Raw genomic sequence first — 23,534 nt, forward strand, 5'->3', positions numbered from 1 at the left:
GCTCCCCGGGAGGCGCCCGGGAGACGCCACCTGACAGACCCTTCGTCGGCCCACTCGACACGGCACTGCCCGCGCGGCACACTCGACACCGGTTTTGCCGCGCGGGCCCGGTCCGGCCGCGGAGCCCGTCGCGTCACCCGTTCGAGCGCGTTTGGCACACTGTCGCGCGGGTTGGCCCGGCAGGCGGGCCCGGCGGCTCGTAGCGTCCTGCTCCAGGGGCCGCCGGGCCCCGAACCCCACTTCACCGAGGAGGGCAACTCCCATGAAGTCCCCGCTCACCACCCCGCTGACCGCCTCCACCGCCACCACCGTGCCCGCCGCCGCGGCGGCCCCGGCCAAGCCCGTCTGGTCCGCCCCTGCGGTGGAGTGCCACCGCACCGGCGCCGAGGTCACCGCGTACGCCGCGCGGACCACTCGGTGACCCACGCCCCCACCGGCGCCTCCACCACCGCGTCGACCCGCGAGGAGTTCGCGGCCAGGCTGTACGGCCTGCGGGGACGGTACTGGGACACCCACCCGTTCCATCTGCGCCTGCACTCCGGCGGCTGCACGCCGCCGGAGCTGCGGCGCTGGGTCGCCAACCGCTGGTACTACCAGCTGGTCCTGACCCGCAAGAACGCCGCGATCATCGCCAACTGCCCGCTTCCGGAGGTCCGCAGGGAGTGGACGCGGCGGCTCGGCTACCAGGACGGCCCGCACGAGGGCGCGGGCGGGCTGGCCGACTGGCTGGTGCTCGCCGAGGCCGTCGGCCTGGACCGCGCCGAGGTCCTGGACGAACGGCACGTGGCCCGCGGCACGCGCTTCGCCGTCGACGCCTACCTGAACTTCTGCCGGACCCGGCCGTGGACCGAGGGCGTGGCGGCGGCGCTGACCGAGATGTTCTCGCCCGACCACATGGCGGACCGGGTGGTCGCCTGGCAGAAGCACTACGACTGGATCGACCCGGCCGGCTACGCCTACTTCGAGCACCGGATCCCCGACGCCCGCCGGGACAGCGCGCAGACCCTCGATCTGGTGCTGGAGCACTGCGTGACGGCCGAGCAGCAGCGGGCCGCGGTGGACGCGCTCGCGTTCAAGTGCGAGGTGCTGCGCGCGATGCTCGACGCCGTCGACTACGGGCCGGAGGGCGCCGCCCCGACCGGGCCCGCCGCACCGGCGCAGACGTCGGTGGCCGCCGGGACCGCAGGGACCGCCGGGACCGCCGGGTGAACGCCGCACCCGCCGCCGCGGCCCCCGGGCTGCGGCGCGGGGTGCGGCTGGTCGACGACCCGGTGCGCCAACAGGCCGCGCTGCTCTACCCGGAGGGCGTGCTGCTGCTCAACGCGACCGCCGCCGCCGTGCTGCGGCACATCGACGGCCGGCGCGACGCGGCCCGGATCACCGCCCGGCTCGCCGAGGAGTACGAGGGCGTGGACGCCGGCCAGGTGCTGGCCCTGCTCACCGACCTCGCCGCGCGCCGGCTGCTCACCCTCGACGGCACCGGCGCACCCGCCGAGCCGTACCCGGCGGCCGGGCTTCCCGGCGCCGCCGCCGGGAAGCGGGCGCCCGCCCCGCTCGGCCTGGTCGCCGAACTCACCCACCGCTGCCCGCTGCAGTGCTCCTACTGCGCGAACCCGGTCGAACTCACCCGGCAACGCGACGAGCTGGACACCGGGCAGTGGCTGCGCATCCTCGACCAGGCGCGCGGCCTGGGCGTGCTGCAGGTCCACCTCACCGGCGGCGAACCGCTGCTCCGCCGCGACCTGGCCGTCATCGTCGCGCACGCCCGCGGCCTCGGCCTCTACACCAACCTGATCACCAGCGGTCTGCCGCTGGACGGCCCGCGCGCCGCCGAGCTCGCCGCGGCGGGGCTGGACCACGTCCAGCTCTCCGTCCAGGACGCCGATCCGCACCGGGCCGACGCCATCGCCGGACTGACCCGGCTGACCGGCCCCACCGGCCACGAGCGCAAGCTCGCCGCGGCCGCCCTGCTCACCGGCGCCGGCCTGCCGCTCACCGTCAACGCGGTGCTGCACCGGGGCAACGTCGCCCGCCTCGGCGCCATCGCCGACCTCGCCGTCGAGCTGGGCGCCGACCGGGTCGAGCTCGCGCACACCCAGTTCTACGGCTGGGCCTGGGTCAACCGGGCCCACCTCGCGCCCGACGACGAGCAGGTCCGCCGGGCCGAGGAGGACGTCGCCGGGGCCCGGGCGCGGCACGGCGACCGGATCGAGATCACCCACGTGCTCGCCGACCACCACGGCGGCACCGCGAAGCCGTGCATGAACGGCTGGGGGAACGAACAGCTGGTCGTCGCACCGGACGGCGCCGTGCTGCCCTGCCTGGCCGCCGCCCAACTGCCCGACCTCGCACTGCCGAACGCGGTCACCGACGGGCTGGCGGCGAGCTGGCACGACTCGCCCGCCTTCAACCGGTACCGCGGCACCGACTGGATGCCCGAGCCGTGCCGCGGCTGCGCGCTGCGCGAGCAGGACTTCGGCGGCTGCCGCTGCCAGGCCTTCCAGTTCACCGGCGACCCGGGCGTCACCGACCCGGCCTGCCGGTTCTCCCCGCACCACCACCTGGTGCGGGGAGAACCGGACGCGGAGCCCGCGCCCGCTCCGGCACCGGTTCCGCGCAGGTTCACTGCGCCCGTCCCGCCCGTCCCGCCCGTGCCACCGGTCCGGCCCGCCCCGGACCCGGACTGAGGAGCACCCGCTGAAGATCCGGATCCTCGGCACCGCCGCCGGCGGCGGCCTGCCCCAGTGGAACTGCGGCTGCGCGGGCTGCGCCACCGCCCGCCGCACCGGCGCCGTCCGCAGCCAGGACTGCCTGGCGATCAGTGCCGACGGCACCGCCTGGTACCTGGTCAACGCCTCGCCGGACCTGCGCTCCCAGCTGCTCGCCGCGCCCGAACTGGCGCCCGCGCCGGGCACCCGGGCCACCCCGCTGCGCGGTGTGCTGCTCACCAGCGGCGAACTCGACCACACCCTGGGGCTGGTGACCCTGCGGGAGGCCGCCGAGCTCTCCGTGCACGCCACCGCGCCGGTCCGTACCGCGCTCCACGAGGCGTTCCCGGTCGGCCCGCTGCTCGCCCCCTACACCAAGGCGCACTGGCGCACCGTCACCGCGGGGACACCCGTCGAGCTGGCCGGCGGGCTGGTCGCCGAGCCGCTGGCGCTCGGCGGCAAACGCCCCCGCTACGCCGCCGACCCGCTCGCCCCGTCCGCCGGTGGCCCGTCCGACGACCCCTCCGGCAGCCCCTGCGCCGAGCGGACGGACTGGGTGGTCGGCTACCGCTTCACCGAGGCGGGCGGCCCGGCCCGCGCCGTCTACGCGCCCGGCCTCGCCGCCTGGACACCCGGCCTCGACCGGGCGGTGGCCGACGCCGACGTGGTGATCCTGGACGGCACCTTCGCCACCGACGACGAACTCGCCGAACGCACCGGCGGCGCCCGCACCTCGCGCGGCATGGGCCATCTCGCCGTCGCCGACTCGCTCCCCGAACTGGCCCGCCGGCCCGGCCCGCGCTACCTCTACACCCACCTCAACAACACCAACCCGCTCGCCCACCGGGGTTCACCGGAGGCCGCCGCCCTGGCGCCGGCGCTGGCGGCGGCGGGCGCTGCCGTCGCCGAGGACGGGATGCTGCTCGATCTGGGAGGTTCCCCTTCCCGGACGGCCGTCTGACCGCGTCCGGTCGAACGCGGCCACCGTCCGTTCACCGAACGGTGGCGCCCGGGATCGTCCCCGGACACCAAGCCCCTGTCGGATCGTCGTGATACTAATCATTCCGGAAACGACGACTGTCATGCACCGGCGGGCACGATGGTGACAACCCGTCCGTTCCCGGGGGGACCGGACGGTGACGGGAGGGGCACGGCATGGTGAGCAGGAACGGCGAGGCCACGCGGGACGGCGGGAAACCCGCTGGGACCGAAACGCGGCGGACGGGCCGGACGGCCGGCCGCCGACTGCGGCTCGGCAAGCGGGTGACCGGGATGCTGGCGGTGTTCACCGCCCTCGCGGCGCTGACCGGTTCTCAGACCGGTCTCGGCTTCTCCCCGGTCGCCGCGGCGGGTGCCGCGGAGGCGCTGCCCGGCACGGCCACCACGCTCCCCGGCGGCGCGGCCGACGGCAGCACCGCCTCGCCCTTCACCACCAGCGTTCCCGGGATTCCCGGCACGCTCGGCATCGCGCCGGTCGACGGCGGCGGCACCCTGCCGCTGCTCCAGCCGCCGCTCTCCCCGCTCACCTCGCCCTTCGCCGACCCGCTGCGCACCGGGCCGTCCCTGCCGGAGACGGTCTTCGCCGCCTACCGCAAGGCCGAGGCCGCGCTCGCGCAGCGCTCGCCCGGCTGCCACCTCCCCTGGCAGTTGCTCGCCGCGATCGGCGAGGTCGAGTCCGGCCAGGCCGGCCGCGGCGCGGTCGACGCCGCCGGGACGACGTTCCGCCCGATCCTCGGCCCGGTGCTGAACGGCGCCGGGTTCGCGGCGATCGCCGACACCGACGGCGGGCGCTACGACGGCGACGCCGTCTGGGACCGCGCCGTCGGGCCGATGCAGTTCATCCCCTCCACCTGGGCGTCCTACGGAGTCGACGCCAACGGGGACGGCAAGGCCGACCCGAACAACATCTTCGACGCCTCCGAGGCGGCCGGCCGGTACCTGTGCGCGGGCGGCCGCGACCTGTCCGACCAGGCCCAGCTGGACCGGGCGATCCTCGGCTACAACCACTCCAACGAGTACCTGCGCACCGTCCGGAACTGGATGGCGCACTTCGGCAGCGGCAGCCCGGTCACCACCCCGGACCGTCCGGGCACGGTGAGCCCGCTCGCACCGCTGCTGCCCGTCACACCGCCGAGCCCGCTCGCACCGGTGACGCCGAGCCCGACCACCGGCTCGCAGCCGACCCCGGAGCAGGGTTCCGGCCCGGCCACGACGCCGTCCGGCACCCCGTCCACGGCGCCCACCGGCACCCCGTCCGGCGCTCCGTCGCCGAGCGCGACGCCCTCCGGCTCGCCGTCGTCCGCGCCCTCGCCCTCCGCGAGCGCCTCGCCCTCGGAGCAGCCGGGCACCACCCCGCCGACCACGCCCGGCACCACGCCGTCCGGCAGCGCGAGCCCCTCCGCGAGCGCGACCCCGACCGGTACGCCCAGCACGACGCCGTCCGGGACCCCGTCGACGACGCCGAGCGGCACCCCGACCGGCACCCCGAGCGCCACGCCGACGGGGACGCCCACCGAGACGCCCACCGGCTGTGCGACGCCGACGGACGCCCCCACCGGCACCCCGAGCGCGAGCGCGAGCCCGTCCGCGAGCGCCAGCCCCTCGGCCACGCCGAGCGCGACCGCCACCCCGACCGGCCCCGGCTGCCCCACGCCGACCGCCCCTTCGACGGCCCCGACGGCGCTCCCGTCCGGCTCCGCCTCCCCGAGCGCCGCGCTCTCCCCCTCGGCCGCCGCCCCCTCGGCGCACTGACCGGCCCGGGCGGACCCGCACCACGACACCGGCCCGTCTCCCGTTCGTCCGGGAGGCGGGCCGATGCGCGCGGGGCGGCCGTCCCTCAGCCGTTCTCCGGCTCCTCGGCCCGCCCGCCTGCCGAGTCCTCCTCGCCCTCCTCGTCCTCCTCGTCCTCGCCGTAGACGATGCCGGCGGCGCGGTCGCGCTGCTCCTGCACCCGCAACGGCACGTCCGGGTCCCAGTCCGAGGTGCGGGGCAGCTCCGGCCCGTCCGGCCCGAGGCGGACCACCGGCTCGACCCTGACCAGCCGGAACCGGCGGTCCGCGGCCCGCACCTCGTCGGCCCGCTCGGCGTCCAGCCGGTCGGCGGCCTCCGCGTACCGGGCCAGTTCCTCCTCCCCGAGGCTCGGGTCCAGTCGGGGCGCGAAGTCGCGCAGATAGGCGGCCAGGCTGTCCCGGGCGCCCTGCGGGGTCTCGCAGGCGCCGGTCATCGGCCCCCAGCGGCCGTCCCGGAACTCCGCGACGGCGCAGTGCACGGGCAGGACCAGCACATTGGGGTAGAGGTGGGAAGCGAGCCGTGCCTCGGCCCGGACGTCCTCCGGGATGAACCGGCCGGTCGGCACCAGCGTCATCAGGTCCAGCCGCAGGATCCCGTCGACCAGCGTGACGCCGGCGGCCGGGTCGATCACGAAGCCGTTCACCCGCGAGGGCACCCGGTACCCCTCGCCGACGGCGGCCGGGTCCGGGTCGGTGGGCCGGGGCGGCTCGATCCCGTCCGGACCCGAGCGCAGCACCTGCTCGGCCCGGAAGATGCGGTAGTCCCGCCCGGCCACCGAGATCTCGTCGAGCGCCTCCCACTCCAGCCGCTCGTAGGCCTCGGTGTACGAGGCGCGTTCCTCGTCGGTGAGCGGGCGGGGGGCGGCCAGGCTGGTACCCGGTTCGGCCACGGCCCAGGCCCGGAAGGTGTGCCCCAGCTCGTCCCTGGCCGCCTGCGGGGTGATGGCGTGGAACCCGAGGATCTTCCAGGCGCCCGTGTCGGTCCGCTCCAGGCAGCCGAAGACGGGCGGCATCATCATGAGATTGGGGTACTTCTCGCGGGACGCCCAGGCCTCCAGACCGGCCACGGCGGCGACCGGGTCGTCGGTGTGGGTGACCCAGATGGTGAGGTGCTCGGGCAACTGCACAGCGTCATCGTCCATGCGGCCAGTGTTAGCGGACGTGCGGAGAGCACCGCAGGGTTATCGCGGAAACTCCACCCGACCGGGCACGGCCTGCTCCCGGCACCGCCGACGGGCTCCGCCGGAACGGCCGACGGCCCGCCCGGGTCCCCCCGGACGGGCCATCGGAGCCCTCGCTCAGAGGTGCTTGACCAGCTCCGGCATGAGGTCCTGGAAGGTGCGCCCGCTGGCCGGCTGCCCGATCGCGATCATCTGCCAGCCGCCCGCGGTGCGCTGCACCTTGGCCATGATCTGCGCGGTGTACGCGCCGCCGCCGGTGAGCGTGTAGCGGGCCAGCTCGGCGCCGGTCTGGGTGTCGACCAGCCGGCAGAACGCGTTCTCGACCTCCTGGAAGGTCTGGCCGGTGAACGAGTTGACGGTGAAGAGGATCTGGTCCACCTCGGCCGGCACGGCGGTGAGGTCGACGGTGATGGTCTCGTCGTCCGTCGCGTCCCCGGCGCCGCCGGTCAGGTTGTCGCCGCTGTGCCGCACCGAACCGTCGTTGCTGGTGAGGTGCTGGAAGAAGACCACGTCGACCGGCTTGCCCGCGGCGAACAGCACCGCCGAGGCGTCCAGGTCGATGTCCTGGGCGGCGAACAGCTTCGCGAGGAAGCCCTTCTTCTGTGCGGCGCGCCAGCCGAGGCCCATCCGCACCACGCCCAGTCGGCCTCCACCCGGCTTCTCCAGGCTCAGCTTCTGACCCTTCGCCAGCGAAACGCTCATCGCGCCCTCCTCGTTGCTCGCCTGCGCGCCTCGAATCTACAGCACTGTAGATCTTTTCCGCGCCCCGCGTACGCCCTCGTCCCGGGACACCTGCATACCCCGCGGACGTGCCCGGGAAGCGAATCCCCGGCCGTCACCGGGCCCCGGCCTCCCCGGCGCCCGGCCCTACGCCCGCTCCAGGCGGACCAGGGCGTCGATCGCCTCCGCCTCGCCCACCGGGCGGCGGACCCGCTCGGCGCGGACGGTGCGCAGCCCGGCGTCGGCCAGGTCGGCGAGGACGTCGTCGGGCGTGAAGAGCACCGCCGGGTCCTGGGGGCCGCCGACCCCCTCGGTCAAGTTGCCGGAGTCGTGTCCGACCACCAGCAGGGTGCCGCCGGGGGCGAGGGCCCCGGCGGCGCGGCGCAGCGCGGCCCGGCGGTCCGCGGCGGGGAGCTGGAGGTAGGCGACCAGCACCAGGTCGTAGCCCTCGGGCGGGGCTTCGAAGGTCCGGGCGTCGCCGTGCCGCCAGGTGAGGCGGTCGGCGACCTCGTCGGGCAGCCCGGCGGTGAGCCGTTCGGCGCGACCGAGGGCGACGGTGGAGAAGTCCAGGCCGGTGACCTCCCAGCCCAGAGCGGCCAGCCACATGGCGTTGCGGCCCTCCCCGGCGGCGAGGTCCAGGGCGCGCCCGGGGGTGAGCCCGGCCAGTTCGCGGACCACCCAGCGGTTGGCCTCGGTGCCCCAGACCAGCTCGCCGGCGGCGTAGCGGTCGTCCCAGGCGCGGCTGTCCATGACCCGTTCTCCGTTCGACGCGGGACCTCTCGGGAGGCCACCGTACCGGGCCCACGCTCCGCGCACCCGCCGCACGGCCGCCGACCGTCCGCCCACCGGACCCCCTTGACGGCGAATATTGGTCCAGTCCAATCTGTGATGTCGTGACCGCGGCGGCCTCCGGGCCGGTCCGCGGCACGAACCCGCACGCCCTGCCGCATCCTGCCCTGCCGCACGTGCTTCACCCGACCGCGCGCCCCCACAGCACGCGGTCCGGCTCCCACGGCCCACCCGGGCCACCGCACCGCCGGAACCCCCACTCCTCCGGAGGACCACCGCATGCACGACCGTGTCATGTCCGCGCGCCCCGTTGAGCGCCGGGCCGCCGCTCCGCGCCGCCGCGCGCTCGCCCTCGCCCTGGCCGCCACGCTCAGCACCGGCAGCGCCGCCCTCGCGCTCTCCCTCAACACCGCCTCGGCCGCCCCCGTCAACCTGCTCACCAACGCCGACTTCGAGACCGGCACGCTGGCCGGCTGGACCTGTGCCAACGGATCGGTCGTCACCACCCCGGTGCACGGCGGAAGTTACGCGCTCAACGGCGCCGCCTCGGCGTCCGACACCGCGCAGTGCCAGCAGACGGTCGTCGTCCAGCCGAACACCACCTACACCCTGGCCGGCTGGGTGCGCGGCAGCTACGTCTACCTGGGCGCGACCGGAACCGGCGTCAACTCCCAGAGCTGGGCGCCCAGTGCCACCGCCTGGACCCAGCTGAGCACCACCTTCACCACGGGTGCGAGCACCACCTCGGTGACGGTCTTCACGCACGGCTGGTACGGCACCGGCGCGTACCAGGCCGACGACCTCACCCTGACCGGCCCGGCGGGCCCGACCGGTACGGCCAGCCCGACCGCGACCAACAGCCCCACCGCCACGAGCAGCCCGACCGCGACCAACAGCCCCACCGCGACCAACAGCCCGACGGCCACGAACAGCCCCACCGCCACCAACAGCCCCACGGCGACCAACAGCCCGACCGTGACGCCCACCGCCACCTCGACCGGCACCGGTCCCACCGGGGACGGCAAGGTCACCACGCCGACCGGCCTCACCGTCACCAAGGTCACCCACAACGCCGTGGTCCTCAAGTGGCAGCCGGCCACCGTGAGCGCCGGCGACCTCCCGGTCGCCTACAAGGTCTACGCGGGCGACCAGTTGGTGGCCACCTCGATGGGCACCTCGGTGGCGGTCAGCTCGCTGCTGCCGACCCGCGGCTACACCTTCACCGTCCAGGGCTACTCCGGCAGCCACGCCTCCGCGCAGTCCGCCCCGGTGAACACCACCACCGCCGCGGCGCCCGCCAACAGCCCGTTCCGCTCGGCCTACTTCGACCAGTGGGGCGTCTACGAGAACGCCTACCACGCGAAGAACGTCGACACCAGCGGTGCGGCCGGCAAGCTGGACGTCATCAACTACGCGTTCGCCAACATCCACCCCACCAACCTGACCTGCTTCCAGGCGGTCAAGGCCTCGGACTCGGCGAACGAGAACAACCCGAACGCCGGTGACGGCGCCGGTGACGCCTACGCCGACTACCAGGCCGACTACAACGCCGCCACCAGCGTGGACGGCACGGCCGACACCTGGGAGCAGCCGGTCAAGGGCAACTTCAACCAGCTGCGCCAGCTGAAGGCCAAGTACCCGAACCTGCGGTTCACCATCTCGCTCGGCGGCTGGACGTACTCCAAGTACTTCTCGGACGCGTCCGCCACCGACGCCTCGCGCAAGAAGTTCGTCTCCTCCTGCCTCGACATGTTCCTCAAGGGGAACCTGCCGGCCAACGTCGCCGGTGACCCGGCGGGCGGCGCGGCCTCGGCGGCCGGCCTCTTCGACGGCGTCGACATCGACTGGGAGTACCCGGGCTCGGCCGGCGGCCACACCGGCAACCACTACTCCCCCGCCGACAAGCAGAACTTCACCCTGCTGCTCAAGGAGTTCCGCACCCAGCTGGACGCCCTCGGCAACGCCCAGGGCAAGCGGTTCCTGCTGACCGCGGCGCTGCCCAGCGGCCAGGACAAGATCGCGCAGCTGGAGACCGACAAGATCGGCGCGTACCTGGACTACGCCGACATCATGACCTACGACATGCACGGGTCGTGGGACGCCAAGGGCCCGACCAACCACCAGGACCCGCTGCACGACAGCCCGGCCGACCCGACCACGCCGATCACCCCCGGCACCCGCAAGTACAACATCGACACCACGCTGGCTGCGTACACCACCGGCCTGTCGGAGTACGGCATCACCGGCGGGTTCCCGGCGAACAAGATCGTGCTCGGGGTGCCGTTCTACTGGCGCGGCTGGACCGGCGTGCCGGCCGGCGACAACTTCGGCCTCTACCAGAGCGCGACCGGCCCGACCCCGGCCAAGCCGCTGAGCGCGGAGGCCGGCCTGGCCGCCTGGAAGGAGCTCAACCCGACCGCCGCCAACACCCACTGGGACCCGGTGACCGAGTCCTCCTGGGTGTACGACGGCACCAACTTCTGGACCGGTGACACCCCGCAGGCCGTCCAGGCCCGCGGCGCGTACGCCAAGAGCAAGGGCCTGGCGGGCATGTTCGCCTTCTCCCTGGAGAACGACGACGCCTCCGCCACCATGCTCAACGCGATGAGCAGCAGCCTGAACTGACGCTCCGCTCTCAGCGGCCCCGGGGGCCGGCCGGTGGTGGTGCACCGGCCGACCCTCCGGGGCCTCGTCGTTTCCGGACGGTGCGCCGGCGGGTGCCTCCGGGCGTCGGCTCAGCGCTCCGGCACCGGGTCGACGCCGCCGCCGCGCCGGGCCGCGCCGGGGCGGCAGCGCAGCAGCCGGCCCGCCGTCAGACGGGCACCGCGCAGCGCGCCGTGGCGGTGCAGCGCCTGGACGGCGTAGGTCGAGCAGGTCGGGGTGTACGGGCAGCAGGCCGGGCGGTTCGGGCTGATCTCGGCGCGGTAGTGCCGCACCGCGCCGTACAGCATCCCGGCGGCCAGGCCCCGCGGCGGGGGCGCGGCCGGGTCGGTGCGGTGCGCCGCGGCGCGCCGCGTCCTGCCGCCGGTGAGGGCGAACCGGAGGCCGGCGGCCATCATCACCGGGAAGAGACCGATCAGGCAGGGACCGTCGCACCCGTCACCGCCGCCACCACCGCAGCCGCAGCCGGAGGGGAGGCAGTCGTCCACGTCGTCCTTCTGCTTCTTCTTCTCCCCGTGCGCGCGCAGGTACGCCTTCCATTCCCGCTGCTGCCGCTTGCGCCGGCGCCGCTCCTCGGCCGGCAGCCACCACCAGGCCCGTCCGGGGCGTCTGGTCGTCGGGAACTGTTCGCCCTGGCCGGGCTGCTGGTGGGACAACGCTGATGATTCCTCTCGGCGCGCACGCCGGGGCCGACCCCCAACGGCTCGATCAGACTATCGAAGGCCGTGATCGCGGGGGCCGGCCAGGGCGAGGACCGGGCAGGGCGCTCAGTCGCTCCCGCCGCCGAGCGTGGGGAACAGGTCGGTGAACGTCTGGGTGGTGACCGAGACGCTGCGGCCGAAGGGGTCGTCGAAGTCCCAGATGAGGAACAGCAGGAAGGCGATCAGCGCGCTGAACGCACCGGCGAGCAGCAACTCGCGCGCGGAGCGCCGGATCTGCAGGGCGAACACCATGCCGACCGTCACCACGGCGCCCACGATCAGACCGAACCAGACCACGCCCGGCATGGTCGGGCCGGCGTTCTGCCCGCGCGCGTTGCGGGCGTCGTCGGCGATGCTGATCCGGTCCATGATCGGCTGATAGGCCTGGGCCTCCAGGTCGGAGGCCGGGGCACGGGTCGCGACGTCGGTGCGCAGCTTCTCCAGCAGCTCGGTTCCCCGGTCGGAGATCTCACCGTTCTCGCGCATGTACGTCCACTCCACGTCCACCACGTAGGAGACGTAGGCGTCGACGTCGGCGCGGACCTGGTCCCGGAACTCCACCGGGTAGACCTGCGCCCGCTCGCTGACCTCGTGCAGCGACTGCGCCTCGCGGAAGAGGTCGTCCTGCGCCTGGCCGCGCGCCTCCCAGACACCGGCGATGGCGAGGCCGAGCACGATCGCGTAGACCACGCCGATCATCATCGTCATGTACTCGATGACGTCGGGCGTCTCGTCGGCGGCCTCGTTCACACCGGCGCGGCGGTGCTTCAGCAGCACCACCGCCACCACGACGGCGCCGGCCGCCAGCATGGCGATGGCCAGCGCCAACCACTCGGACATGGGAACTCCTTTCTCGGTCGGAGATCGACAGGGTCGATCGGAAGCAATCGGGACCGTTCGTCCTGACCAGTGCGGTTCGACAAACGGGAAGCAAAAAGGGGAAGGGGAAAAGGGGGGAGGGGAAGCGGAGGCGGCGTCAGGAGCCGCTGGTTCCGCCGGAACCCCGGGAGCCGCCGGAGCCGCCACCACCGCGACCGGCCCGGCCGCGCGGGCGCAGCGCCGCCGCCGCGAGCACGGCGGGCACCGTGACGACCAGCATGGTCCGGGTCGTGGAGCCGCCGTGATGCCGCTCCGGCGCCTGGACGGGCGGAGCCGGTGGCACGGGTCGCAGCGTCGGAGCCGACCGCACCGGGCTGGGAGCCGGGGGCAACGGGGTCGGCGTCGACGCGGGCGGCGCGGGCGCTTCGGGCGCGGGCGCCGGGGGCGGGAGTGGGGGCGGCGGGACGACCGGCACGGGCGGCGGGGTCGTCGGTCTCGGAGTGGGGGTGGACGCCGACGGCCGGGGCGACGCGGGCGGCGGGGTGGCCGACGGCGTGGGCCGCGGCGTCGGAGCCGGCGGGGCGGGCGGGGCCGGCTGCACCGGGGCCGGGATCGGCGGCGGGGTCGGCACCGGGGTGGGGATCGGGGTGACGATCGGCGTCGGCGTCTCGACGGGCGTCGGTGTGGGAGTCGGCGTGGGCCGGGGCGTCGGGGTCGGCGTCGGACTGGGGCTCGGCGACGGCGACGCACTCGGCGACGGGCTCGGCGTCGGAGTGGGCGATGGGCTCGGCGACGGCGACGGGCAGGGGTGGTGCGTCGGCTTTGTCGGATGCGGGTGCGGGTGCGGGTGGTGCAGGATCCCGGCGAGGTCGACGTCCACGCCGACCGCCACGTTCACGCCCACCCCGACGTCCACGCCGCCCCGGCCGACCCCGACCGCGACATCCGTCCCGACGCAGACGCAGGTCTCGACGACCGGGCCGTGCGGCCGACCGCCGCCCTGCTGGTCCCCCGTGGAGCGGGCGGCGGCCGAGCCGCTCACCAGCGCGCAGAGCGCGGCCACCCCGGCCGCCGCACCGGCCAGCCGGATCCGCCGCGCGCGAGGGCCGCCGGAGGCACCGTGCCCGGCGGCGACGGGCGCCGGGCTCCGGTCCGCGGTCACGACGGCCCGTCCATCGATATCCGCCGGGGCGGCTGGGGCAGCGGCATCGCTCCGTGCACCTCTCGCGTCGTCAGGAGGTCGGCCGCGCCGGGAGGGGGCCGACACCGGACGGCCCGCCACGGGGGCGGGCCGTCCGGTATCCGGTTGAACGATCATCGGGGTGGACCGGTTACGCCCGGCCCGTGGCGGGCCCCCGGGGAGGGCCCGCCCGAACTGCGCCTCAGCGGCGCCCGTGCGCGATCTCGACGTTCTCCAGCACACCCACCGCGTCCGGCACCAGGATCGCGGCGGAGTAGTAGGCACTCACAAGGTAGGAGATGATCGCCTTCTCGTCGATGCCCATGAACCGGACGGACAGGCTCGGCTGGTACTCGTCCGGAATGCCGGTCTGGTGCAGGCCGATGACGCCCTGGTTGTCCTCGCCGGTACGGATCACCAGGATCGAGCTGGTGTTCTCCTTGCTGATCGGGATCTTGTTGCACGGCAGGATCGGAACGCCGCGCCACGCCGGCACCTGCTGCCCGCCGAGGTCGACGTGGTGCGGGTAGAGCCCGCGCGCGTTCAGCTCACGGCCGATCGCGGCGATGGTCCGCGGGTGGGCGAGCAGGTAGTCCGGGTCACGGCGGCGGTTGAGCAGCTCGTCCAGGTCGTCCGGGGTGGGCGGGCCGGAGTGGGTCTGGATCCGCTGGTCGAAGTCGGCGTTGTTGAGCAGGCCGAACTCCGGGTTGTTGACCAGCTCGTGCTCCTGGCGCTCGCGCAGCGCCTCGATGGTCAGCCGCAGCTGGTGCTCGATCTGGTTCATCGGCTGGTTGTAGAGGTCGGCGACCCGGGTGTGCACCTTGAGGATCGTCTGGGCGACGCTCAGCTCGTACTCGCGCGGCTTGAGCTCGTAGTCCACGAAGGCGCCGGGGAGCTGGTACTCGCCGTGGTGGCCCGCCGACATGGCGATCTCGGCCTCACCGCGCTCGTTCTGGGCCTGGAGCGGCAGCGCGAGGAAGGCCTCCAGGTGCTCCCGCAGCGCGGCCGAGTTGTCGCGGATCTGCTCGAAGTCCCGGCGGAGCAGCGACAGCACCGTACCGGCGGTCGCCGTCTTGGCGGTGAACTCCCAGACGGCGTCGGGTTCGAGCACGGCGTTCTCGCCGAAGCGGTCACCGTCGCCGAGCACGCTGACCACCGTCTCGTCGCCGTACTTGCCGGTGCCGATCTGGTTGATCTTGCCGTGCGCGATCAGGTAGATCCGGTCTGCGGACGTGCCGCGGTCGGCGAGCACCTCGCCCGGGCCGAAGTCGCGCTGCTCGCAGCGGTCGGCCAGCGCGGTGAGCACCTCGTCGTCCTCGAAGCCGCGCAGCAGGGCGAGTTCGCCGAGCTCCTGCGGGATGACCCGGACCTGGGAACCGGTCTTGATGAACTCGATCCGGCCGTCACCGACCGTGTAGGTCAGTCGGCGGTTGACCCGGTAGGCGCCACCGGCGGCCTGCACCCAGGGCAGCACCTTGAGCAGCCAGCGGGAGGTGATCTCCTGCATCTGCGGTGCGGACTTGGTGGTCGTGGCAAGATTGCGGGCCGCAGCCGTCGTCAGGCTGGACTGCTGCGCCACCTGCGGTGTCTCCGGGGTGGTCGTCTCCACGGACATCGGCAGGGATCTCCTTCGTGTGATCGGGTCACGCCGACCCGTCGGACGGCCGGCTGACAGCCGGAGTCTCTGTTTCGACGGATCATCAGATACGCGTATCGGTGGGAGTTTTGGCGGCCTTCGCGATGCGGTGCGCCCCGCTCGGGCGATCCATCGGAACCCTAGATCACCAAGACCCCGGCAACCCCGCACGGCAGCCGACTGCCCCCCGATAGGGTGAATCTCTCCGATCGGAAGGTTTGAATCCGAGAACCGCACGCCACCGCGGCCGCACATTTCTGCGCATGCGAATCGCCCAGACGCAGGAACGATTCACCCCACCCGAACGGAGGGGCGCGAGCGCGCGCGCCCCAGCCTGTGGGGCGCGAGACCGTCAAACGTCTGTTCGAGATTCGAACACTGTGCGATTGAAGGCTGCGGACAGGGGTCCGGATCAGGACCTGCGTTCGAACGGCGTCGGCCTCGGCCGGGGCCCGCGGGCAGCCTAATCCTCGCGTCGCGACCGGCCGTCGGGCGGGGTCCGGCGGGCTGCGGGCGGACCCGTGCGGCGGCGGGACGGCGGCCGGTTCCTGGGCGGGTGCAGGGAGCGCCAGTGCGCCATCCACCAGAGCCCGCTCACCACGACCGAGAGGCCGATCACCACCAGGGCCAGGGCCGGCCAGCGGCTGTCGGCGAGCCGGATGTCGGCGACCAACAGGACCCCCACCCCAGCGACCGGGACGAGCAGCGCGAACGCGGCCCGGGCGGCCGCGGTCACCACCCCGGGGTCGGTCCGGGCCCGGCGGGGGCCGGGCCAGTCGGCCGGCTCCCCGCCGAGGTGGAAGGCGACGGCGCGCGCGGCCAGCCGGTCGGTCGCCCGGTTGTAGGAGAACGCCATGTAGGGCAGCCAGATCAGCGGGGCGACGGTGCCGACCAGGAACACCAGGGCGAGCAGTGCCCACTCCCCCGCGGTCCGCCACCGGGACGGCGGCGGGACGACGTCCTCGCTGGTCAGCCCGAGCAGGCGGGCCATCCGCCACACCAGTGCGGCGAACCCCCGGAACCGGCCGGGGCGAGCGGCGTCCGCCTCCGGCAGCGGGCCGGCCTCGATGGCCCGCTCGGCACTCGCGAGGTCCGGGTGCGCCCCCTGGAGGACGAGCAGTTCGGGGGCCCGGGTCCGGTCCGTGGGGTCCTTGCCCGCGAGGGCGGCCAGCTCCAGCAGCAGCTGGCCCTGGGCCAGCAGCGCGATGCAGAAGGCGAACGGGGCCATCCAGAGGAAGGGGCCCGCGACGAACGCGCCCTCGTTCTGGCTGGCCCGGCGGGCGCGGTCGACGGCCCGCCGGGCCAGGTCGCGCTCCGGGGCGTCCGGATGCGCCGCCCGGAGCTCCGCGACCCGGCGGGCGGCCCGGGGCCCGCGGTGGCGGACGGCGAAGACCGCCAGCAGCTCCGGCATCCGGGCCGGGTGGGCGCGCATCGAGCGCATCAGCTCGACGACGGGGGCGCTCTCGTCGGCCCCGGGTGCCCCGGGCTGTTCCGGGCGCCCAGGGCCCGGGTCTGTCGTTGGGGCCACGTCCGTCCCACCGTCCGCCGCGCGCTCCGGCCACACCCGGGCCGACGCCTCGCCCGGGCTCCTCCCAGCCTAGGTGCTGCCCTCGAAATCCCGCCTGCCGGGCCGTCCGCCCCGGCCTGCGGCCGGGAGGTGCCCCCGACCGCACGCACTCCGCCCCCGTGGACGCGGATCCGGCCTCCCGCCGGTCAGGCGACCTCGAAGCCCTGCCGGACCCGGTCGAAGCGGTCGGCCGCGAGGTCGTCGGGGGTGATCCAGAAGGAGACGTTGACGCACTCGCCCCAGTCGGCGGCCAGCACGCCGCTCTCGATCTGGAGCAGCGGGCGGTGGCCCTCGGGGCGGCCGGTGTCGGTGTCGCACCAGCCGAGCACCCGGACCGCGGGGCGGGGCAGCTGCTCGGCGAGGTCCTGGGCGAGGTCGAGGGCGATCAGGAAGTCGTCGGGGAACAGCCGCTCCAGCTCGCGGTCCTGGTAGGACGGCGCGGACAGCGCCCGGGCAGCCCGGACCGGGACGGCCGGCACGGCGGGAGTGCCACGCTCGGTGAGCGGCGCCGGCCGCGGCGGAGCACCGGCGGCCACGTGCAGGACCCGGCAGCCGCGGCCGGTGAAGTCGGTGAGCCACTCGTCGTGGAAGAAGAGCAGCAGTCCGTCGGCGGGCAGCGGCCAGCCGCCGGCGTCCGGTCCGGTGGCCAGGAAGGCCGCGGCGAGCTCGGCGCAGTCGAGCTGGGCGAGCAGCTGCATCGGACGGTCGGCGAACTCCGGCCAGGCCGTGCCCGCCGGCAGCGCGGGCAGCCCGCCGAGCCGGCCGACCACGTCGTCGTGCGCGGCACCGCCGGCGTCACCGGTGTCTGCGGTGTCCGCCACGGGATCGAGGACGAGGGAGGAGCGGAACAGCCCGTGGACCAGCGGCGCCAGCCGCTCGCCGGCCCGGGCGCGGATCAGCTCCGCGACCTCGCCGGGTATCGGCGGCACGCCCTCGCCGGGGACGGTCACGCGGGTGTCGGTGGTCACCAGTTCGGCCATGCGCCAAGCCTGTCACGGGGGTACGACAACGCCGGGCGGCAGCCGCTGCCCGGGCGGGCGGACGGGCACGCGGACGGGCACACGGGCAGGTACGCGGACGGGCGCCGGGAACGGCGAAGCCCCCGTCAGGTGCCGCCACGGGGGCGAGCGGCACCTGACGGGGAGTCACGGAAGGAGAGGGGACGCGGGCCGTCAGGAGCAGACGACCTCGTTGCCGGGGACCTGGAAGACGCCGGAGTCGTTGGCGGTGCCGTTCGCGTACTCGTAGTAGAGGTAGGTGTAGAAGTCGATCCGCGCGCCGTTGCCGCAGACCGAGTCGGCGCCGATGGCGTAGGTCAGGGTGACCGTGGTGGTGGCGCCGGCCGCGACCGGGACGGAGTGGTGGACCAGGCCGCTGGTGGCGCCGGTGTCACAGCTGGTGACGTTGCCGCCACAGGCGGAGAAGCCGTACTTCAGGCCGGTGTTCAGGGTGGTGGCGTAGGTCGGCTGGATGGACTCGTAGACGAACTGCGCGGCGGTGTCGTGCGTGTTGGTCAGGGTGAGCGTGAGGGTGACGGAGGAGCCCGGGGTGGCGGTCGCCTTGTCGACGGCGACGGACAGCACCGGGGTGCCGGCGTGGGCGGGGGTCGCCGACAGCAGCAGGGCGACCAGGAAGGCGAGGACCGCGGGGAGGCCGAGACGGCTCTTGAGTGAAGTGCGCATGACCAGTGAGCGTAGGCGGCCGTCCGGGTCGCGGCGGCGGCTTCCGCCCCGGTCCGTACCGGCATATGACCGGCGAGCGGACGCCCGGGCCATTACCTTCCGGTTCGCTTCGCTCCCGGGTGTCCGGAGCCCTACCCTCCCCTCCCGCCGCGCGGGACGGCGGCTCGCCCACGAGCCGGGCGACGGAGCGGTCCGGCGGACCGGGCGCCGAGCGGCCGGGCCCGTGTTCCGTCAGAGCGGCGGCGGCAGGATCGCGCAGAGCGCCTCCACGGCCGCCGGGTAGGCGTGGTCGGGCGGGGTCGCGTAGCCGACCACCAGGCCGTCCACCGCCGGCATCGCCTCCGGGGCCAGGAGCGGGTGCCGGAAGTCCGCCAGCCCGTCCAGGGCCAGCCCCCGGTAGGCCGCCGCCTTGAGCACCGAGCGCTCCGTGCCGGGCGCCAGCCGGAGCACCGCGTGCAGTCCGGCCGCGATCCCGGTGACCTCGACGTGCGGGGCCCGTTCGGCCAGGGCGTCGACCAGCCGGTCGCGGCGCTCGCGGTAGCGGCGGCGCATCCGCCGCACGTGCCGGTCGTAGCCGCCCGAGTCGATGAACTCCGCCAGGGTCAGCTGGTCCAGCGCGCTCGCCCAGCCCTCGCGCTCCCCCTTGGCGGCGACCACCCGGTCCACCAGGTGGTCGGGCAGCACCATCCAGCCGAGCCGCAGGGCCGGGCTGAGGCTCTTGCTGGCCGTCCCGAGGTAGACCACCCGCTCCGGGTCCAGTCCCTGCACCGCACCGACCGGCTGCCGGTCGTAGCGGAACTCACCGTCGTAGTCGTCCTCCAGGACCAGCCCGCCGCGCCCGCGCGCCCAGTCCACCACGGCCGCCCGCCGGCCCGCGTGCAGCGGTCCCCCGGTCGGGAACTGGTGGGCGGGGGTGAGCAGCGCGGTCCGGACCTCGCGCTGGTCCGCCAGCGCGCCGACCCGCGCGCCGTGCTCGTCGAGCGGGAGCGGGGCGGTGGTGACCCCGGCGGCGGCCAGCAGACCGCGGTGGAAGGGCAGTCCGTAGCCCTCGACGGCGAGCGGGCCCCGGCTGCGGGCGGGGAGCACGGCGCCAGGGCCGTCGAACAGCAGGCGCAGCGCGTGGGCGAAGCCGGAGCAGACCACGATCCGGTCCGGGTCGGTCCGCACCCCGCGGGCGCGGGCGAGGTAGTCGGCGAGGGCCTCGCGCAGTTCGCGCCGGCCCTGCGGGTCGCCCGGTCCGAACGCCTCGTTGGGCGCGGCGGTGAGCGCCCGGCGTCCGGCGGCGAGCCAGGCGGTGCGGGGGAAGGCGGCCGCGTCGGGCCGGCCCTGCCGCAGGTCGTGCGTGGGGCGCTGCGGCAGGGAGGAGCGGCGGGCGCGGTTCGCGGCGACCGGTTCGGCCCGTTCGGCGACGGCGGTGCCCGAGCCCTGGCGGGCGGTGAGCCAGCCCTCGGCGACGAGTTCCGCATAGGCGTCGGCGGCGGTGTTGCGGGCGATGCCGAGATCGGCGGCGAGCGTGCGGTAGGGCGGCAGCCGGGTGCCGGGGGCGAGCCGGCCGCTGCGGATCGCCTCGCGCAGGGCGGCCATCAGCGCGGACCGGCGGCTGCCCGTGGCGGGCAGGTCGAGGTGCAGGTCGGTGCCGGACGGGCCGGCGTCGGAGCGGGTGGCGGCGGCGGTGGCGTTCACGTCGTCCGTCGGGCGCCCGGGGTGGTGGGCCGGACCGGCGACGGGGTGCGCCGGTCCGCCGGATCCGGCGGGACGGCGGCGGGGTGTCCGGGGCGGATCGACCGGGGTGTCCGTCATGGTCATGCACCTTAGCGCCGGGCCCGTGCGGGCCCTGGGGCCGGGCCCCGCGGCCTCGGGCGGCCCGGCGCCGTCGCCCGGTCGGCCCCGCCGGGTGGGTTGCGCCGTTCCTGCATCGGTGTGTGCTTCCGACTGCGATCGGGTGATCCGATGGTCGGATTGTGTCGTTCTCTGCGTGTCGGCTGGCTATTCCTTCGGCATGACCAACACCAGGAAGTACCTGATCGCCGCGGGCCTCGGTGCCGCGCTGGCGGTCCTGTCCGCCGGCCCCGCCTTCGCCGGCGACTGCGACGAGCCCGAGCACGGGCACCACGAGCCGGGGCAGCACGCCCCCGCGTTCCACTCCCCCACCCCCCACGAGGGCGGCGGAACGACCTGTATCAACGAGGGCGGGGCCTACGCCAGCGGTGTGGTGGCCAACTCGCCGGGCGTGCTGTCCGGCAACCAGATCCAGATCCCGATCAGCGTCCCGATCAACGTCTGCGGCAACAGTCTGTCCGTCCTCTGACCGAAGCCCGCCCGCGCGCCGACGCCTCACCGGCGCGCCCCCGCACGCCGAGGGCTGCGGTCCCGGAACCCCGGGGCCGCAGCCCGTTCTCCTTGGCTGCGCGCCTTCCCCTCCCCGCGGGCGCCTACGGGACCACCGTGACCGGCCAGCGGCCCGCCTTGACCAGCCGCACCGCGACCGAGCCGATCACCCGGTGCCCGGCCTGCTCGGAGGCTCCGACCACCACCCCGTCGGCCCGCAGCTCGTCCGCCAGCCGCGCCAGCCCCGTGTACGGGTCGCCGCGCACGGTCAGGAACCGCCAGTCCACCCGCCAGACGTCGCGCAGCCGGTGCTCGGCCTCGCGGATCGCGGTGAGCAGTTCCTCGGCGATCTCCCGGGTGGTCTCCTCGACGGCCGCGCCGGCCAGGGCGGTGGCCGCGCCCAGGACCGGCTGGATGTAGGCGATCGCCAGGGTGGCGTTCTGCCGCCGGGCCAGGCCGGCCGCGTAGGCGGTGGCACGCCAGGAGGAGTCCGAGCCGTCCAGGCCCGCCAGGAGCATCTTGGGGCCGTCGGTGCCCAGCTCGAACCCGGCCGGCGCGACCGCACCGCCCGGCTCCTCGGCCTCGAAGTCCGCCTCGTCCCGCTCCGCATCGCTCTCGTTGGTCATGGCCCGAGGCTATGCCGGACACGGCGGGTGACCGCAGGGGGCACGGCCGGTGAGGGCTGTGGTGCGGGCCACCCGCGCCCCCGGCTCCCGGCCCCCGGAGGGGCGGATTCGCGCACGGCGCGGCGAGCGCCCGTCACGCCCCGTCGACCGTGTGCGCGGCCTCACAGGGCCCGGGATGTGCGCCAGGCCACTTTCCCAGAAGGTTTGATCTTGAAAATCGGGACATTTGCCTTCAAATCCACCCATTTTCTTGATCCTTACTAGCGGTAACCCCGCCCTGACGTGGCTAAACCTGCGATTCCTTGAAACGGCCCCACAGCCCCCGTAACTTCGAAGTCGTTGCACCGAGCAAGCCGCTCACCAGGGCCTCACCGCCCCGGGAGCAGGACGGTGCAAGACCACGCGAGTGCTGAGTCCCCGAAACCGACGGCCTTCCGAGGGCCTGGTTCCGCACGCTCGCAAACCCTCTCCGAAAGGAAACCCATGACCTTCCGTAACGAGACCGCCGCTGCCACCACCACCGCCACCAAGCGCCGCAACCGCGTCCGGATGGCTCTGATGGCCGGGGCGCTCACCGCTCTCCCGGTGGCCGGCCTCGTCGCGGCGAACGGCGCCTCCGCCGCGCCGGTCTCCGTGTGGGACAAGGTCGCGCAGTGCGAGGCGACCGGTAACTGGGCCATCAACTCGGGCAACGGCTTCTACGGCGGCCTGCAGTTCACCTCCAGCACCTGGGCCGCCTTCGGTGGCACCGCCTACGCGCCGCAGGCGCACCAGGCCACCAAGGCGCAGCAGATCGCCGTCGGCGAGAAGGTCCTCGCCTCGCAGGGCCCCGGCGCCTGGCCGGTCTGCTCCGTCAAGGCCGGTCTGACCAAGTAAGACCCCTGGCCGGGCAGGACCCCGCGCCTCCCCTCGCCGGGAAGCACCGCACCCCCTCCGCGGGGAGCACCACGACAACGCCGCTGCACCCGACCGGGCCCCTGAAGGGCCGGTCGGCGTCCAGCGGCGTCGTGCGTTCTGCGACGCGGCCGTCGAGGCTGGTGGCCACGTGCGGCTTGCGCGCACAGTAGTCGTCGAACTCCTCGTCCGTCCGGCGGCCGGGTACGGCGCGCGCAGGTCCCGGTCCGCCTTCGGGCCACCGGCGGGGACATCGCTTTCCGCATGCCGGACGCCCGCCGCACCTCGGTGGTCGGCCGTGCCCGGTCGGCCGGACCCGGCTGGGCGGTCCCGGTCGGCCGCACCCGGTCGGACAGTATCCTTGACGGACTCGCGGACCGCCCGGTCCCGCAGGGCGTACCAGCGTGAGGAGTGGGGTCTTGGCCGACAGCGGGCTGCTGGCCCATCAGCGGCAGGCGATGATCGCCGAGATGGTGCGCCGCAGCGGGGCCGTGCGCGTCGCCGAGCTGGTCGAGCAGCTGGGCGTCTCCGACATGACCGTGCGCCGTGACCTCGACGCCCTGGAGCGGTCCGGCGTGGTGAAGAAGGTGCACGGCGGGGCCGTCGCCGCCGCCGGCACGGCCATCGACGAGCCGGGTTTCGAGGCGAAGTCGGCGCTGGAATCGGCCGCGAAGGCGGCCGTGGCGGAGGCCGCGGCCACCCTGGTCGAGCCCGGCAGCGTGGTCGCCCTCGCGGCGGGCACCACGGCGTACGCGGTCGCCGCCCGGCTGCTGCACGTACCGCGCCTCACCGTCGTCACCAACTCGCTGCCGGTCGCGGAGCTGATCCGCTCGACGGGTGACGAGCCGGCGGCCGGCGCGCCCACGCTGCTGCTGACCGGCGGCTCGCCCACCCCCTCGGCGGCGCTGGTCGGCCCGCTGGCCGACCAGGCGGTCCGCTCGCTCCATGTCGACCTGCTGATCCTCGGGGCGCACGGGGTCAGCGAGAAGGCCGGTCTGACCACCCCCAACCTCGCCGAGGCGCAGACCAACCGGGCACTGGTCGCCTCCGCCCGCCGGGTCGCGGTGGTGGCCGACCACACCAAGTGGGGCGTGGTCGCGCTCAGCGGGTTCGCCGGTCTCGACGAGATCGACGTGTTCGTCACCGACTCGGGCCTCAACGCCCAGGCCCGCACCGCCCTGGCGGAGGCCGTCGGGGAGCTGGTCGTCGCTCCGGTCCCGACGGACTGACGCCGGCCGGGCCGGCCGGACGCT

At 74.8% G+C, this 23,534-nt stretch carries 21 protein-coding genes; 9 read left to right on the top strand and 12 right to left on the bottom strand.

The features are described from left to right. The first annotated feature begins 262 nt into the window (after nucleotides 1-262). From pqqA to ABZW10_RS20550, 5 genes are all read left to right on the top strand, one after another. Nucleotides 263-421: a pyrroloquinoline quinone precursor peptide PqqA gene (gene pqqA / locus ABZW10_RS20530; protein WP_355367616.1), complete on the top strand. Its 159-nt coding sequence runs from the start codon at nucleotides 263-265 to the stop codon at nucleotides 419-421. After that, nucleotides 418-1,209 carry a pyrroloquinoline-quinone synthase PqqC gene (gene pqqC / locus ABZW10_RS20535; RefSeq protein WP_355367619.1) on the top strand — a complete coding sequence of 264 codons (792 nt, stop codon included), beginning with the start codon at nucleotides 418-420 and terminating at the stop codon, nucleotides 1,207-1,209. Before pqqA ends, pqqC begins: the two co-directional genes overlap by 4 nt. Further along, a complete protein-coding gene (pqqE, locus tag ABZW10_RS20540) occupies nucleotides 1,206-2,687 on the top strand; it encodes a pyrroloquinoline quinone biosynthesis protein PqqE (protein WP_355367622.1) in 1,482 nt (493 codons plus the stop codon). The genes pqqC and pqqE overlap by 4 nt, the downstream gene beginning before the upstream one ends. Nucleotides 2,688-2,709: 22 nt before the next feature. Further along, on the top strand, nucleotides 2,710-3,669 hold the full coding sequence (locus ABZW10_RS20545; protein ID WP_355367775.1) for an MBL fold metallo-hydrolase: 960 nt from the start codon (nucleotides 2,710-2,712) through the stop codon (nucleotides 3,667-3,669). A 194-nt stretch (nucleotides 3,670-3,863) separates the two neighbouring features. Continuing rightward, complete coding sequence (locus ABZW10_RS20550) at nucleotides 3,864-5,459, top strand: lytic murein transglycosylase (protein ID WP_355367625.1); 1,596 nt, start codon at nucleotides 3,864-3,866, stop codon at nucleotides 5,457-5,459. A gap of 85 nt (nucleotides 5,460-5,544) precedes the next feature. Here ABZW10_RS20550 and ABZW10_RS20555 read toward each other — a convergent pair whose 3' ends face one another. The 3 genes from ABZW10_RS20555 to ABZW10_RS20565 form a co-directional block, all read right to left on the bottom strand. Then, complete coding sequence (locus ABZW10_RS20555; RefSeq protein ID WP_355367628.1) at nucleotides 5,545-6,639, bottom strand: DUF5954 family protein; 1,095 nt, start codon at nucleotides 6,637-6,639, stop codon at nucleotides 5,545-5,547. A 156-nt stretch (nucleotides 6,640-6,795) separates the two neighbouring features. Continuing rightward, complete coding sequence (locus ABZW10_RS20560) at nucleotides 6,796-7,380, bottom strand: TerD family protein (protein ID WP_355367631.1); 585 nt, start codon at nucleotides 7,378-7,380, stop codon at nucleotides 6,796-6,798. A gap of 165 nt (nucleotides 7,381-7,545) precedes the next feature. Then, complete coding sequence (locus tag ABZW10_RS20565; protein WP_355367634.1) at nucleotides 7,546-8,148, bottom strand: methyltransferase domain-containing protein; 603 nt, start codon at nucleotides 8,146-8,148, stop codon at nucleotides 7,546-7,548. Nucleotides 8,149-8,466: 318 nt separating this feature from the next. Between ABZW10_RS20565 and ABZW10_RS20570 the strand changes: the two genes are divergently transcribed. After that, nucleotides 8,467-10,812, top strand: a complete 2,346-nt coding sequence (locus tag ABZW10_RS20570) for a glycosyl hydrolase family 18 protein (RefSeq protein WP_355367637.1) — start codon at nucleotides 8,467-8,469, stop codon at nucleotides 10,810-10,812. Nucleotides 10,813-10,922: 110 nt separating this feature from the next. On the opposite strand, the gene yidD is transcribed toward ABZW10_RS20570, so the two are convergent. The 8 genes from yidD to ABZW10_RS20610 form a co-directional block, all read right to left on the bottom strand. After that, entirely contained in the window at nucleotides 10,923-11,504 is a 582-nt protein-coding gene (yidD, locus tag ABZW10_RS20575) for a membrane protein insertion efficiency factor YidD (RefSeq protein ID WP_355367640.1), read from the bottom strand. A 111-nt stretch (nucleotides 11,505-11,615) separates the two neighbouring features. Next, the gene (locus ABZW10_RS20580; RefSeq protein ID WP_355367643.1) at nucleotides 11,616-12,389 is read right to left on the bottom strand and encodes a hypothetical protein; all 774 of its coding nucleotides are present in this window, start codon (nucleotides 12,387-12,389) and stop codon (nucleotides 11,616-11,618) included. A gap of 136 nt (nucleotides 12,390-12,525) precedes the next feature. Continuing rightward, a complete protein-coding gene (locus ABZW10_RS20585; RefSeq protein WP_355367646.1) occupies nucleotides 12,526-12,711 on the bottom strand; it encodes a hypothetical protein in 186 nt (61 codons plus the stop codon). 1,039 nt (nucleotides 12,712-13,750) lie between these two features. Beyond that, nucleotides 13,751-15,163: a family 2B encapsulin nanocompartment shell protein gene (locus tag ABZW10_RS20590; protein ID WP_355367649.1), complete on the bottom strand. Its 1,413-nt coding sequence runs from the start codon at nucleotides 15,161-15,163 to the stop codon at nucleotides 13,751-13,753. Between the two features lie 484 nt (nucleotides 15,164-15,647). Next, nucleotides 15,648-16,712 carry a hypothetical protein gene (locus tag ABZW10_RS20595; RefSeq protein ID WP_355367652.1) on the bottom strand — a complete coding sequence of 355 codons (1,065 nt, stop codon included), beginning with the start codon at nucleotides 16,710-16,712 and terminating at the stop codon, nucleotides 15,648-15,650. A 185-nt stretch (nucleotides 16,713-16,897) separates the two neighbouring features. After that, nucleotides 16,898-17,731: a YwqG family protein gene (locus ABZW10_RS20600; protein ID WP_355367655.1), complete on the bottom strand. Its 834-nt coding sequence runs from the start codon at nucleotides 17,729-17,731 to the stop codon at nucleotides 16,898-16,900. Between the two features lie 192 nt (nucleotides 17,732-17,923). Continuing rightward, entirely contained in the window at nucleotides 17,924-18,433 is a 510-nt protein-coding gene (locus tag ABZW10_RS20605) for a hypothetical protein (protein WP_355367658.1), read from the bottom strand. A 231-nt stretch (nucleotides 18,434-18,664) separates the two neighbouring features. Then, entirely contained in the window at nucleotides 18,665-20,233 is a 1,569-nt protein-coding gene (locus ABZW10_RS20610) for a PLP-dependent aminotransferase family protein (RefSeq protein WP_355367661.1), read from the bottom strand. A gap of 199 nt (nucleotides 20,234-20,432) precedes the next feature. Between ABZW10_RS20610 and ABZW10_RS20615 the strand changes: the two genes are divergently transcribed. Continuing rightward, nucleotides 20,433-20,741: a chaplin gene (locus ABZW10_RS20615; protein ID WP_355367664.1), complete on the top strand. Its 309-nt coding sequence runs from the start codon at nucleotides 20,433-20,435 to the stop codon at nucleotides 20,739-20,741. Between the two features lie 124 nt (nucleotides 20,742-20,865). Here ABZW10_RS20615 and ABZW10_RS20620 read toward each other — a convergent pair whose 3' ends face one another. Beyond that, nucleotides 20,866-21,279, bottom strand: coding sequence for a universal stress protein (locus tag ABZW10_RS20620; RefSeq protein ID WP_355367778.1), 414 nt, complete (start codon nucleotides 21,277-21,279; stop codon nucleotides 20,866-20,868). A 591-nt stretch (nucleotides 21,280-21,870) separates the two neighbouring features. Between ABZW10_RS20620 and ABZW10_RS20625 the strand changes: the two genes are divergently transcribed. Next, nucleotides 21,871-22,263, top strand: a complete 393-nt coding sequence (locus tag ABZW10_RS20625) for a transglycosylase family protein (RefSeq protein WP_355367667.1) — start codon at nucleotides 21,871-21,873, stop codon at nucleotides 22,261-22,263. Nucleotides 22,264-22,700: 437 nt separating this feature from the next. After that, entirely contained in the window at nucleotides 22,701-23,510 is an 810-nt protein-coding gene (locus ABZW10_RS20630) for a DeoR/GlpR family DNA-binding transcription regulator (RefSeq protein ID WP_355367670.1), read from the top strand. Nucleotides 23,511-23,534: the final 24 nt, after the last annotated feature.

This window comes from Kitasatospora sp. NPDC004723 (assembly GCF_040609255.1).
GTDB lineage: Bacteria > Actinomycetota > Actinomycetes > Streptomycetales > Streptomycetaceae > Kitasatospora.

Bases quoted from the DNA above. Each gene is read 5' to 3' on its own strand.
- ABZW10_RS20620 (WP_355367778.1), bottom strand. From the start codon at position 21,279: ATGCTCCTGGCGGGCCTGGACGGCTCGGACTCCTCCTGGCGTGCCACC.
- ABZW10_RS20570 (WP_355367637.1), top strand. From the start codon at position 8,467: ATGCACGACCGTGTCATGTCCGCGCGCCCCGTTGAGCGCCGGGCCGCC.
- ABZW10_RS20560 (WP_355367631.1), bottom strand. From the start codon at position 7,380: ATGAGCGTTTCGCTGGCGAAGGGTCAGAAGCTGAGCCTGGAGAAGCCG.
- ABZW10_RS20600 (WP_355367655.1), bottom strand. From the start codon at position 17,731: ATGGCCGAACTGGTGACCACCGACACCCGCGTGACCGTCCCCGGCGAG.
- ABZW10_RS20625 (WP_355367667.1), top strand. From the start codon at position 21,871: ATGACCTTCCGTAACGAGACCGCCGCTGCCACCACCACCGCCACCAAG.
- ABZW10_RS20550 (WP_355367625.1), top strand. From the start codon at position 3,864: ATGGTGAGCAGGAACGGCGAGGCCACGCGGGACGGCGGGAAACCCGCT.
- pqqA (WP_355367616.1), top strand. From the start codon at position 263: ATGAAGTCCCCGCTCACCACCCCGCTGACCGCCTCCACCGCCACCACC.
- ABZW10_RS20610 (WP_355367661.1), bottom strand. From the start codon at position 20,233: ATGACGGACACCCCGGTCGATCCGCCCCGGACACCCCGCCGCCGTCCC.
- ABZW10_RS20590 (WP_355367649.1), bottom strand. From the start codon at position 15,163: ATGTCCGTGGAGACGACCACCCCGGAGACACCGCAGGTGGCGCAGCAG.
- ABZW10_RS20580 (WP_355367643.1), bottom strand. From the start codon at position 12,389: ATGTCCGAGTGGTTGGCGCTGGCCATCGCCATGCTGGCGGCCGGCGCC.
- ABZW10_RS20605 (WP_355367658.1), bottom strand. From the start codon at position 18,433: ATGCGCACTTCACTCAAGAGCCGTCTCGGCCTCCCCGCGGTCCTCGCC.
- ABZW10_RS20615 (WP_355367664.1), top strand. From the start codon at position 20,433: ATGACCAACACCAGGAAGTACCTGATCGCCGCGGGCCTCGGTGCCGCG.
- ABZW10_RS20565 (WP_355367634.1), bottom strand. From the start codon at position 8,148: ATGGACAGCCGCGCCTGGGACGACCGCTACGCCGCCGGCGAGCTGGTC.
- ABZW10_RS20555 (WP_355367628.1), bottom strand. From the start codon at position 6,639: ATGGACGATGACGCTGTGCAGTTGCCCGAGCACCTCACCATCTGGGTC.